The sequence below is a fragment of the Streptococcus sp. CM6 genome (assembly GCF_000526095.1).
Lineage (GTDB): Bacteria > Bacillota > Bacilli > Lactobacillales > Streptococcaceae > Streptococcus > Streptococcus oralis_BW.
This window is the reverse complement of record NZ_JATS01000001.1, coordinates 1-11618: the sequence shown is the minus strand read 5'-3', so window position 1 is coordinate 11618 and position 11618 is coordinate 1. Positions and strand designations below refer to the sequence as shown.

General features: G+C 35.2%; 12 protein-coding genes and 1 tRNA gene. 11 read left to right on the top strand and 2 right to left on the bottom strand.

Annotation, left to right across the window (positions count from 1 at the left end; all coding sequences use genetic code 11):
• Positions 1-351 precede the first annotated feature (351 nt).
• Positions 352-1686 (top strand): Nramp family divalent metal transporter, encoded by a 1335-nt coding sequence (locus HMPREF1516_RS00065; protein ID WP_033605531.1) that lies wholly within the window; start codon positions 352-354, stop codon positions 1684-1686.
• Between the two features lie 116 nt (positions 1687-1802).
• Here the strand turns inward: HMPREF1516_RS00065 and HMPREF1516_RS00060 are convergent, their stop codons facing one another.
• Together HMPREF1516_RS00060 and HMPREF1516_RS00055 are read right to left on the bottom strand one after the other, a co-directional pair.
• Positions 1803-2045, bottom strand: coding sequence for a type B 50S ribosomal protein L31 (locus HMPREF1516_RS00060; RefSeq protein WP_000710762.1), 243 nt, complete (start codon positions 2043-2045; stop codon positions 1803-1805).
• Positions 2046-2140: 95 nt separating this feature from the next.
• On the bottom strand, positions 2141-3076 hold the full coding sequence (locus HMPREF1516_RS00055; protein ID WP_000401791.1) for a DHH family phosphoesterase: 936 nt from the start codon (positions 3074-3076) through the stop codon (positions 2141-2143).
• 103 nt (positions 3077-3179) lie between these two features.
• Between HMPREF1516_RS00055 and HMPREF1516_RS00050 the strand changes: the two genes are divergently transcribed.
• From HMPREF1516_RS00050 to csn2-St, 10 genes are all read left to right on the top strand, one after another.
• On the top strand, positions 3180-3623 hold the full coding sequence (locus HMPREF1516_RS00050) for a flavodoxin (protein WP_001162125.1): 444 nt from the start codon (positions 3180-3182) through the stop codon (positions 3621-3623).
• Between the two features lie 115 nt (positions 3624-3738).
• Entirely contained in the window at positions 3739-4005 is a 267-nt protein-coding gene (locus HMPREF1516_RS00045; protein WP_000362353.1) for a chorismate mutase, read from the top strand.
• Positions 4002-4376, top strand: a complete 375-nt coding sequence (crcB, locus tag HMPREF1516_RS00040) for a fluoride efflux transporter CrcB (RefSeq protein WP_000712109.1) — start codon at positions 4002-4004, stop codon at positions 4374-4376. Before HMPREF1516_RS00045 ends, crcB (HMPREF1516_RS00040) begins: the two co-directional genes overlap by 4 nt.
• Positions 4370-4699, top strand: a complete 330-nt coding sequence (gene crcB / locus HMPREF1516_RS00035) for a fluoride efflux transporter CrcB (RefSeq protein ID WP_033583998.1) — start codon at positions 4370-4372, stop codon at positions 4697-4699. The genes crcB (HMPREF1516_RS00040) and crcB (HMPREF1516_RS00035) overlap by 7 nt, the downstream gene beginning before the upstream one ends.
• 118 nt (positions 4700-4817) lie before the next feature.
• Positions 4818-5165 carry a 50S ribosomal protein L19 gene (gene rplS / locus HMPREF1516_RS00030; protein ID WP_001068669.1) on the top strand — a complete coding sequence of 116 codons (348 nt, stop codon included), beginning with the start codon at positions 4818-4820 and terminating at the stop codon, positions 5163-5165.
• 42 nt (positions 5166-5207) lie between these two features.
• Positions 5208-5279 (top strand) — tRNA-Arg (locus HMPREF1516_RS00025).
• Positions 5280-5497: 218 nt separating this feature from the next.
• The gene (gene cas9 / locus HMPREF1516_RS00020; RefSeq protein WP_001013912.1) at positions 5498-8902 is read left to right on the top strand and encodes a type II CRISPR RNA-guided endonuclease Cas9; all 3405 of its coding nucleotides are present in this window, start codon (positions 5498-5500) and stop codon (positions 8900-8902) included.
• A 177-nt stretch (positions 8903-9079) separates the two neighbouring features.
• Positions 9080-9988, top strand: a complete 909-nt coding sequence (gene cas1, locus HMPREF1516_RS00015) for a type II CRISPR-associated endonuclease Cas1 (protein ID WP_033605530.1) — start codon at positions 9080-9082, stop codon at positions 9986-9988.
• 4 nt (positions 9989-9992) lie between these two features.
• Positions 9993-10316, top strand: coding sequence for a CRISPR-associated endonuclease Cas2 (cas2, locus tag HMPREF1516_RS00010; RefSeq protein WP_001268300.1), 324 nt, complete (start codon positions 9993-9995; stop codon positions 10314-10316).
• Positions 10313-11356, top strand: a complete 1044-nt coding sequence (csn2-St, locus tag HMPREF1516_RS00005) for a CRISPR-associated protein Csn2-St (protein ID WP_033605529.1) — start codon at positions 10313-10315, stop codon at positions 11354-11356. Before cas2 ends, csn2-St begins: the two co-directional genes overlap by 4 nt.
• The last annotated feature ends 262 nt before the right edge of the window (positions 11357-11618 follow it).

Genomic DNA, 11618 nt, shown 5'->3' with positions numbered 1-11618 from the left:
TCACTATTAAATGTCAAAGTTTATCAATAGATTTATCATTATCGTTAATGAGTAGACTTATTCTGACTTTCCCTAAAATTTTGTTGAATTTTCTTAAGTTTTTATCATATTTTTTATAATTAAGGTGCCTTAAGAAAAATAATGAAAAAACTAAATGTTTTTCATATAGTTTTCATTTTTTGTGTTATAATTAAGGTGCCTTAAGAAAAATATTAAGGTGCCTTAAGAAAAATAATGAAAAAAACTAAATGTTTTTCATATAGTTTTCATTGTTTTAATAGTTTAAAGTCAATCTTATTTTTCTCTAATAGAAAATAATGAAAAAGTAGGTTTAGAAAGAGGTAAGTATCTATGTCTTCTCATAAAAAAGTGTCACTCTCTGAGATTAATCAATCTATCGATACTCCAAATAACAATCATTTCTGGCAAAATTTAAAGGCCTTTTTAGGTCCGGGTGCTCTTGTCGCAGTTGGTTATATGGATCCAGGAAACTGGATTACCAGTGTAGTCGGTGGTGCTTCCTACAAATATAGTCTCTTATTTGTTATTTTGATTTCATCCATCATTGCCATGCAACTACAACAGATGGCTGGAAAGCTTGGTATCGTGACTAGGATGGACCTGGCGCAGGCAACAGCTCATCATGCTCCCAAGTGGCTTCGCTATAGTTTATGGGTGATTTTAGAATTAGCTTTAATGGCGACAGATTTGGCTGAAGTTTTAGGTTCAGCAATTGCCTTAAATCTTTTGTTTAAAATACCGATTATGATTGCTATCCTTCTAACCGTTTTAGATGTATTTTTGTTACTTCTATTGATGAAATTTGGTTTTAAAAAAATTGAAGCCATTGTTACGACCCTTATTTTAACCATATTGGCCATCTTTACCTATCTGGTGGCCTTATCCAATCCAAGTATCCAGGGGATTATTGGTGGTTATTTACCAACTTCAACTTTATTTGAAACACCGTTACCAGGTCATGAAAGTCAATTGACCTTGGCTCTAGGAATTGTGGGAGCGACAGTCATGCCCCATAATCTCTATCTTCATTCCTCTCTATCCCAGACAAGGAAAATCAATCACAAAGATAAGAAGGATGTTCGAAAAGCCGTGCGTTTTATGACCTGGGATTCAAATCTTCAGTTGTCCTTAGCCTTTATTGTCAATTCCTTACTTCTTATTTTAGGGGCCTCTCTCTTTTTTGGTCATGCATCTGAAATTTCAGCATTCTCCCAAATGTACAATGCTTTACAGGATTCGACAATAGCAGGAGCGATAGCTAGCTCAACTCTGTCAACTTTGTTTGCTTTAGCCCTTTTAGCAAGTGGTCAAAATTCGACCATTACAGGTACTTTGACAGGACAGATTGTCATGGAAGGCTTCTTGCATCTGAAATTGCCTCAGTGGATTATCCGTATCGGTACCCGTATTTTTGCCTTGCTTCCTGTGATTGTTGTTGCCGTTTTGTTTGGATATCAAGAAAAAACCTTGGATCAGTTATTGGTCTATTCACAGGTCTTTCTGTCAATTGCTCTTCCGTTTTCAATCTTCCCCTTAATTTATCTGACCTCTAAGAAGTCACTGATGGGAGAATTCACCAATGCCAAGTGGAACACAATCCTAGGTTACGCAGTTTCAATCATCTTGACCATTCTAAATATCAAGCTTCTTTTCGATATTTTTTAACCTCGTTTGACATCAATTATAGTGTCAGCGTGAAGGTTGACAAATAGAAAGTAGTAGTGATTGGTTCATAAAAAGAAGTGCAAAAAAAGAACAGTGGTAACTGTTCTTTTTTATCATTATTTGAGACCGTATTTTTTGTTGAAACGATCCACGCGTCCATCTGCTTGAGTGAACTTTTGACGTCCAGTGTAGAATGGGTGTGAGTCTGATGAAATTTCCACACGGATCAATGGGTAAGTTTCGCCTTCGAACTCAACAGTTTCGTTAGAGCGTTTTGTTGAACCGCTAAGGAATTTGTAACCAGTAGTTGTGTCCATGAAGACAACTGGGCGATATTCTGGATGGATATCTTTTTTCATTTTGCAATATTTCCTTTCTGCCATGGTCTCTTTGCGAGCCATAGATTGTTACCATACTAGTCTATCAGATTCTGATAAGTTTGGCAAGTCTTTTATCAGTTTTTAAGCAAGTTTTTTAACTTTTGATAGATGATTTCGTTTTCTTCTAGACTATAGGAATTGGCGCCACTGGCTAATGGATGCCCTCCTCCATTATGTCGTTTGGCAATTTCATTGATGGGGGTGATTTTGCTGCGCATCCGCACACGGAAGTGACCATCAGCTTGCTCAACAAAGATAGCCCAAGCCCTAACAGTATCAATTCGACCAGGTGCCCCAACAATCGCTGCTGTTTCAGCATCCGTAACCTTATATTTTTCCAAGATGTCTTGAGTAAGCAGAACGCGTGCTGCCCCATTCTCATCAACTTCTAAGTGATCATAAACATACCCTTGCAATTTTGCAATCTTGAAGCTCATGGTATCCATTTGACGAGACAGTCCAGCAAAGTCAAAATCAATTTCTCGGAGCTGGCCAGCTATTCTAAAGGTACGAGCACTAGTTGACGGGTAGAGAAAGCGTCCCGTGTCCCCGACAATTCCTGCATAGAGAAGTCGTGCCGCTTCGCTAGACAAAGCCAGCTGATTTTCTTGAGCAAATAATGCAATCATCTCACTGGCACTGCTTGAACTTGTATCCACCCAAGATAGGTCACCATAGATATCATCATTTGGATGGTGATCGATTTTGATGGTGAAAGTGGCTTGTTCGTAGCGTTTATCATCGATACGAGGACGATTCGCTGTATCACAAATAATAGCAAGAGCTCCGTGGTAGTCACTGTCTTGGACAGTATCCATTTCCGCCATCCAGGTTAGAGTTGGTTCGTTATAACCGACTGCTTTGATGGTCTTTTCTGGAAAATGGTGTGTGAGAAGAGCTTTTAAACCTACCTGACTCCCTAAGGCATCTGGATCTGGTTTCATGTGACGATGAATGATAATGGTATCGTATTCTTTGATTTTCTCTAATATTTGCTGGCAAATTTCCATAAACAACCTCAATTCTTTCTCATTTCATTGTAGCACAAGAATTTTTATTTTTAAAATGAAAAAGATATGATATAATGGAGAAAGATAAATTGAGGAGGACGATATGGCATTAGCAAAAATTGTATTTGCCAGTATGACCGGTAATACCGAAGAAATTGCAGATATTGTAGCAGATAAATTGCGTGACTTGGGTTTGGATGTCGATGTTGATGAATGTACGACTGTTGACGCTTCAGACTTCTTGGAAGCGGATATCGCAATCGTTGCGACTTACACCTACGGAGATGGAGAATTGCCAGATGAGATGATGGACTTCTACGAAGACCTAGCTGATCTCAACTTGAATGGCAAAATCTACGGAGTGGTCGGTTCAGGAGATACCTTCTACGACGAATTCTGTAAGGCTGTCGATGACTTTGATCGTGTATTTGTAGCGACAGGAGCTGAAAAAGGTTCAGAGTGCGTTAAAGTAGACCTTTCTGCCGAAGAAGAAGACATCGAACGCTTGGAACAATTCGCAGAAGAATTGGCTGCAAAAGTAGGATAAGAAACAAACTGCGCTGACTGGAAGGAGTCAGTGCAGTTTTTAGTAGTTAAACTAGATTTTACTAGCCTATTTGCTGGCTTTTTGATACAATAATTCAAATAAAGGAGGAGACACTATGGATTTAGCTAGTATTCGGCAAGAAATTGATCAAATCGACGACCAAATCGTCAAGCTCCTAGAAGAACGGATGCATTTGGTTGAGGGAGTGGTTGCCTATAAGAAAGCCTCAAGAAAACCTATTTTAGATTCTAAGAGAGAAGCGGTTATTTTTGAAAAGGTTAGAAGTCGTGTAGAGGACAAGCGCTATCAGGAGACTATTGTTGCGACTTTTTCTGACATACTCAAACGTTCGCGTGATTATCAGGATCAAAATATCAAATGAAAAAAGAACAATTTTATCCGCTTGGAATTTTTCTGGCTGCAATGGTGGGAGGCCTTATCCGCTACTTTGTATCTAGTCAGTTGCCAGCCAGTCCTGAATTTCCTTGGGGAACCCTTCTCGTCAATTATCTGGGAATATTCTGCCTAGTCTATCTGGTGAAAGGCTATTTGGTCTATAAGAGAACTAGTAAAGGCTTAATTTTGGCGCTGGGGACAGGTTTTTGCGGAGGTTTAACAACCTTTTCTAGCCTAATGCTTGATGCAGTGAAACTTCTTGATACCGGGCGTTATCTTAGCTTAATCATCTATCTGCTTTTGAGTATTGGAGGAGGTCTACTCTTGGCTTATGTTCTAGGGAGGAAGAAATGGTAATCGTTTATCTTGCAATCGCCTGCGGGTTCGGAGCCCTGGTGCGTTATTTCTTTTCCCGCTATAATCAAGCTTCAAAATTACCTCTAGGAACTCTCCTTGCCAATCTTCTAGGATGTTTTTTAATTGGCCTACTCTACAATCATGTGGAGTCCAAGGAAATCTATGCTATCCTAGCGACAGGTTTTTGTGGAGGGTTGACGACCTTTTCAACCTTGAATGACGAGCTGCAAAGACTATTAAGTGACAAGAAGGTATTTTATAGCTATTTTCTCTTAACTTACATAGGCGGCTTAGTGGCGATTTTTTTAGGAATTCTGCTATAAATTTCTTTACTTTTAGGTAGAAATTTGGTAAACTATATCCTGTGTGTAATGGACGCACAAAAATACAGTTTATCCGCTGAGGAAGGTTCCTCAAGATTGACAAAGATAGGAGAATAAAATGAATCCATTAATCCAAAGCTTGACTGAAGGTCAACTTCGTACAGATATCCCATCATTCCGTCCTGGTGACACTGTTCGTGTACACGCGAAAGTTGTCGAAGGTAACCGTGAACGTATCCAGATTTTTGAAGGTGTTGTTATCGCACGTAAAGGTGCAGGCATCTCAGAAAACTACACAGTTCGTAAAATCTCTAACGGTGTAGGTGTTGAGCGTATCTTCCCAATCCACACTCCACGTGTTGAAAAGATCGAAGTTGTTCGTTACGGTAAAGTACGTCGTGCGAAATTGTACTACTTGCGTGCTCTTCAAGGTAAAGCAGCTCGTATCAAAGAAATCCGTCGTTAATTCGACTAAAAAACTCTGCTTACCCAGCAGGGTTTTTCTCTAGCTCCCTTAGTTCAATGGATATAACAACTCCCTCCTAAGGAGTAGTTGCAGGTTCGATTCCTGCAGGGGGCATATAAATTATTGATTTTTATGTAGAAATCACTCAAGTTAAATACAACTCCAAAGCGTGAGATCACGCTTTTTTGTTTTTTATCAATGATCAAAACGTGAGAATTTGCATATAATTATAAAAGGACAGGATATTTTAGTTAATTGCATATAATGATTTGATTTTTTAGGAAGTAAGGAGTAAAATTTAGTTAATATGATGATTAGTTAGGAGTATAATTATGAATGGTTTAGTTTTAGGATTGGATATCGGTATTGCCTCCGTAGGAGTGGGAATTCTAGAAAAGAATTCTGGAAAGATTGTTCATGCTAGTTCACGAATTTTTCCTGCTGCAACTGCTGACAATAATGTTGAAAGAAGAAAAAATAGACAGGCTCGACGATTACATCGTAGAAAAAAACACCGTGGTGCTCGGCTTAAGGATCTATTTGAATACTATGGTTTGTTAACTGATTTTTCTAAGGTATCCATTAATCTTAATCCATATCGACTTCGTGTAGATGGCTTGGATCAGCAACTAACGAATGAAGAGCTGTTCATAGCTTTAAAGAACATTGTTAAGAGACGTGGTATTAGCTATTTGGATGATGCTTCTGAGGATGGGGGTACAGTATCGTCTGATTATGGTAAGGCAGTTGAAGAAAATAGAAAATTACTTGCTGAACAAACACCAGGTCAAATCCAACTAGAGCGTTTTGAAAAATATGGTCAATTAAGGGGAGATTTCACTGTTGTGGAAAATAGTGAGAAATGCCGATTGATCAATGTTTTTTCAACATCTGCGTATAAAAAGGAAGCTGAAAGAATTTTAAGAAAACAGCAAGAATTTAATAATCAGATTACGGATGAATTTATAGAGGATTATCTAAAAATCCTTACAGGTAAAAGAAAATACTATCATGGACCAGGTAATGAAAAATCACGGACGGATTATGGACGTTTTCGAACAGATGGTGCTACCTTGGATAATATTTTTGGTATTTTAATCGGTAAATGTACATTTTATCCGAATGAATACAGAGCTTCTAAAGCTTCCTATACTGCTCAAGAGTTTAACTTGCTAAATGATCTAAATAATTTAACAGTTCCTACAGAGACTAAGAAACTGAGTGAGGAACAAAAGAAAACAATCATTGAATATGCAAAGTCGGCGAAAACATTAGGAGCTTCAACCTTATTGAAGTACATTGCTAAAATGATTGATGCTTCAGTAGATCAGATACGTGGTTATCGAGTTGATGTAAACAATAAACCTGAAATGCATACTTTTGAAGTATATCGAAAAATGCAATCGCTAGAAACAATTTCAGTTGGGGAATTGTCTAGAAATATTCTAGATGAGCTTGCCCATATTTTAACTCTAAATACTGAACGAGAAGGTATAGAAGAAGCGATTAACACAAAGTTAAGGGATTCTTTTAGTCAAGACCAAGTACTTGAATTGGTTCAATTTAGAAAAAATAATAGCAGTCTATTTAGTAAGGGATGGCATAATTTTTCTCTTAAACTCATGATGGAATTGATACCAGAACTCTATGAAACTTCAGAAGAGCAAATGACAATTCTAACACGATTGGGGAAACAAAAATCTAAAGAAACATCAAAAAGAACCAAGTATATTGATGAAAAAGAAGTAACAGAAGAAATTTATAACCCTGTAGTAGCAAAATCTGTCAGACAAGCTATAAAAATAATCAACGAAGCAACTAAAAAACATGGTATCTTTGATAATATCGTTATCGAAATGGCGCGTGAAAATAACGAAGAAGACGCTAAGAAAGATTATATAAAACGTCAAAAGGCAAACCAAGATGAGAAATATGCGGCTATGGAAAAAGCGGCGTTTCAATACAATGGGAAAAAAGAGTTGCCGGATAACATTTTTCATGGGCATAAGGAATTAGCTACTAAGATTCGTTTATGGCATCAACAGGGAGAAAAGTGTCTCTATACTGGGAAGAGTATTCCGATTTCAGATTTAATTCATAATCAGTATAAGTACGAAATCGACCATATTTTACCTCTTTCTTTATCGTTTGATGATAGTCTATCTAATAAAGTATTGGTTCTTGCCACAGCAAACCAAGAAAAGGGACAACGTACACCGTTTCAGGCTTTAGATAGTATGGATGATGCCTGGTCCTACCGTGAGTTTAAGTCTTATGTAAAAGAGTCTAAATTATTAGGTAATAAAAAGAAAGAGTACCTTTTAACGGAAGAAGATATTAGTAAAATTGAAGTGAAGCAGAAATTCATCGAACGAAATTTGGTTGACACTCGATATTCTTCTCGAGTTGTTTTAAATGCTCTACAAGATTTTTATAAAAATCATAATTTCGATACAACTATTTCAGTAGTACGTGGACAATTTACCTCTCAGCTAAGAAGAAAGTGGGGACTTGAAAAATCTCGTGAAACCTATCACCACCATGCTGTGGATGCCTTAATTATTGCCGCTTCTAGTCAATTAAGATTATGGAAAAAACAGAATAATCCTCTGATTGCTTATAAAGAAGGACAGTTTGTTGATTCACAGACTGGAGAAATTATTTCGTTAACTGATGATGAATACAAAGAGTTAGTGTTTAAAGCGCCTTATGACCATTTTGTTGATACATTAAGTAGCAAGACATTTGAGGATAGTATACTATTTTCTTATCAAGTAGATTCAAAATTTAATCGAAAAATTTCAGATGCTACAATTTATGCAACAAGAAAAGCAAAGTTGGATAAAGAGAAAAAAGAATACACTTATACTTTGGGAAAAATTAAAGATATCTATTCTTTAGGGACTAAAACTCCTTCTAAAACTGGGTTCTATAAGTTTTTAGATTTATACAATAAGGATAAATCCCAATTCTTAATGTTTCAGAAAGATAGAAAAACTTGGGACGAAGTAATAGAGAAGATAATGGAACAATATCGACCATTTAAAGAATACGATAAAGCTGGAAAATTAGTCGATTTTAATCCATTTGAGAAATATAGACAAGAAAATGGACCAATCCGTAAGTACAGTAAAAAAGGCAATGGTCCAGAAATTAAAAGTCTTAAATATTACGATATTTTATTAGGTAAACACAAAAATATAACTCCTGAAGGGAGTCGAAATACTGTAGCTTTGTTATCTTTAAATCCTTGGAGAACAGATGTGTATTACAATATGGAAACTAAAAAATATGAATTTTTAGGATTAAAGTATGCAGATTTGCCTTTTGAAGAAGGTGGTGCTTATGGTATTTCTACAGAGACGTATAATGAATTAAGAGAGAAAGAGGGAATTGGTAAAAATTCTGAATTTAAGTTTACCCTGTATAAGAATGATTTAATTTTAATTAAAGATACTGAAACGAATTGTCAACAATTCTTTAGATTTTGGTCTCGTACTGGGAAAGATAATCCAAAAAGTTTTGAAAAACATAAAATAGAATTGAAACCTTATGAAAAAGCAAAATTTGAGAAAGGAGAAGAACTTGAAGTATTAGGAAAGGTACCACCTTCCTCTAATCAATTCCAAAAAAATATGCAAATAGAAAATCTTTCTATTTACAAAGTCAAAACAGATGTTTTGGGTAATAAACATTTTATCAAAAAAGAGGGTGACAAACCAAAACTCAAATTTTAAAATATTTTTAAAAAAGAGTTGCAAACGCTTGTACAATGTATTATAATAGTAACTGCAAGGGACGCCTTGCACAGTTACTTAAATCTTGCAGATGCTACAAAGATAAGGCTTCATGCCGAATTCAACACCCTGTCATTTATGGCGGGGTGTTTTCGTTTTGTGAAAGAGGAAAATACGATGACTTGGAGAATTGTGCATGTCTGTCAGAGTGAAAAAATGCAATTGAAGTTAGATAATCTTCTAATTAAGAAAATGGGTCAAGACTATGTTATCCCACTGAGTGATATTTCGATAATTGTAGCAGAGGGAGGGGAGACAGTTGTAACTTTAAGATTATTAAGTGCTCTAAGTAAGTATAATATTGCCTTGATTGTCTGTGATAATGAGCACTTGCCTACAGGAATTTATCATTCTCAAAATGGCCATTTTAGAGCCTATAAAAAATTACAGGAGCAATTATTGTGGACGCAGGAGCAAAAAGATAAATTATGGCAGATAGTGACCTACTTCAAAATAAACAATCAGCAAGATGTTCTTGCAATGTTTGAGAAAAATATTGAATGCATTCAATTATTAGCAGACTATAAAGATCATATTGAATATGGAGATAAAACTAATCGTGAAGGTCATGCTGCTAAAGTTTATTTCAATGAATTATTTGGAAAGAAATTCGTACGTCTTACACAACAGGAAACGGATGTCATCAATGCTGGTCTAAATTATGGCTATGCGATTATGAGAGCGCAGATGGCACGTATTATTGCTGGTTATGGTTTGAATCCCTTAATTGGCATTTTCCATAAGAATGAATATAACCAATTTAATTTGGTTGATGATCTAATGGAACCTTTTCGGCAGATTATCGATGTCTGGGTCTATCAAAATTTACGAGATGAAGAGTATTTGAAATATGAATTTCGTCTTGCGTTGACGGATACACTAAATGCGAAGATTCGTTATGGGAAAGAAACGTGTTCTGTAACGGTAGCAATGGATAAATATGTAAAAGGTTTTCTAAAATGTATCTCTGATAAGGATACCAGTAAATTTTACTGTCCAATGGTTTCGAGTGTAGAATGGAGCTAAAGAAATGAGGTATGAAGCATTGAGATTATTGTGTTTTTTTGATCTACCAATGGAAACAAATCAAGAAAAAAGAGTCTATCGTAATTTTCGGAAAGACTTAATCGCAAACGGTTTTGAAATGTTGCAGTTTTCTGTTTATTATCGAACCTGTCCGAACCGAAGTTTTGCAAGTAAATTCTATAAAAAATTAAGTCAGAGTAATTTACCAAGTGGGAATGTCCGTTTGCTAGCTGTGACTGAGAAACAATTTTCTGAAATGGTTTTAATCATTGGTGGAAAAACAAAGCAAGAAGAAGTAGTCAGTGATAATAAGTTGGTAGTTATATGAAAATGAACATTAGTCATCCGTATAAGGATAATATTTCATTAAGTTTTGGCCAATTTACTCAAATTGTAGGTCAAGATCAGCAATTAAAATACTATATTTGGCAGATACTATTATGGTATTTTGGAGGAAAAAAATATAGTGAGGAAGATTTAGTTCTATTTGAACAAAATGAGCCTAAAATACTAATAGACGATACAATAGTTTCCCGGTTAGAATTCAGTGTTATTCAAGTGTCCAATATCAATGATTTAATTGAACAAATGGAATATAAAAAAGGAACAGTAGCCTATGATTATATAAAGAAAAAGATTAATTCTATAGAGATAATGGAGCAAATTGAAAATATCAATGAGAATCTAGATAAGATTTCACTTCTATTGAATCAGAAGTTGAATCTTCAATTAGATGAAATTATCTATCATACCGAAGCAAAATATTTTAATACGGATCAATTGATTCAAAAGAATTTTTTACCATACTTTGGAAAAAATGATAAAAATATATCCTTTGAATTTGTAGATAATAAGACAAAGTTTTTATTATTTCTTTCCATGTTAGAAGTCATGGCGACGAACAGTTCTGAAAAGTTTTTGCTTGTCTTACGAAATTTGGATGATTTTCTATCCTATAGTGATTTTGTTGAATGTTGCGAGAAAATGGAGTTTCTTACTAATCATAATGATTCATTATATATTGTTTTGTTTCCTTCCAATGAAGGTTATCTTCATGTCACGAAAGAAGTTTTAGAGGAAATCAATATTGTTTCCGATTATGTTGATCATTTTTATTCGCTAGAATTCATGTATGATCGCTTTACCAATCAGTATCCAATAAATCAAATACCTGATGAACAAGAATTTTTAACTTCTTTAAGAAAAATTGGATCCTATTTATTTAGCTCGGACATTCTCCACATGAGTCTATCTGTAGAAGATCAAGTGGCATTAAAAATTTTGAATAATTTGTATCAGTATGAAATGAAAACAAAATTTCGTAGTGAATCAGTCAATCCAATGTTATTGAAATATTTGGAAGAATAGTATTGACGAGTAGAATTTAAGAATTTATAATATTTTTGAGGGGAGCAAAAATCAAAATTGACGAATTTGAGGTTTTTGTACTCTCAAGATTTAAGTAACTGTACAACCAGAGGTCGGGGAGTTGGAGGGGACACCCTGTTTTTGTACTCTCAAGATTTAAGTAACTGTACAACATAAGATGAATACAAAAATGAATTTAGAAGTTTTTGTACTCTCAAGATTTAAGTAACTGTACAACCTACTAAGTACATTGCTAAAATGA

Coding starts and splice junctions, on each gene's coding strand:
- HMPREF1516_RS00065 (WP_033605531.1), top strand. CDS start 352: ATGTCTTCTCATAAAAAAGTGTCACTCTCTGAGATTAATCAATCTATC.
- HMPREF1516_RS00060 (WP_000710762.1), bottom strand. CDS start 2,045: ATGAAAAAAGATATCCATCCAGAATATCGCCCAGTTGTCTTCATGGAC.
- HMPREF1516_RS00055 (WP_000401791.1), bottom strand. CDS start 3,076: ATGGAAATTTGCCAGCAAATATTAGAGAAAATCAAAGAATACGATACC.
- HMPREF1516_RS00050 (WP_001162125.1), top strand. CDS start 3,180: ATGGCATTAGCAAAAATTGTATTTGCCAGTATGACCGGTAATACCGAA.
- HMPREF1516_RS00045 (WP_000362353.1), top strand. CDS start 3,739: ATGGATTTAGCTAGTATTCGGCAAGAAATTGATCAAATCGACGACCAA.
- crcB (WP_000712109.1), top strand. CDS start 4,002: ATGAAAAAAGAACAATTTTATCCGCTTGGAATTTTTCTGGCTGCAATG.
- crcB (WP_033583998.1), top strand. CDS start 4,370: ATGGTAATCGTTTATCTTGCAATCGCCTGCGGGTTCGGAGCCCTGGTG.
- rplS (WP_001068669.1), top strand. CDS start 4,818: ATGAATCCATTAATCCAAAGCTTGACTGAAGGTCAACTTCGTACAGAT.
- cas9 (WP_001013912.1), top strand. CDS start 5,498: ATGAATGGTTTAGTTTTAGGATTGGATATCGGTATTGCCTCCGTAGGA.
- cas1 (WP_033605530.1), top strand. CDS start 9,080: ATGACTTGGAGAATTGTGCATGTCTGTCAGAGTGAAAAAATGCAATTG.
- cas2 (WP_001268300.1), top strand. CDS start 9,993: ATGAGGTATGAAGCATTGAGATTATTGTGTTTTTTTGATCTACCAATG.
- csn2-St (WP_033605529.1), top strand. CDS start 10,313: ATGAAAATGAACATTAGTCATCCGTATAAGGATAATATTTCATTAAGT.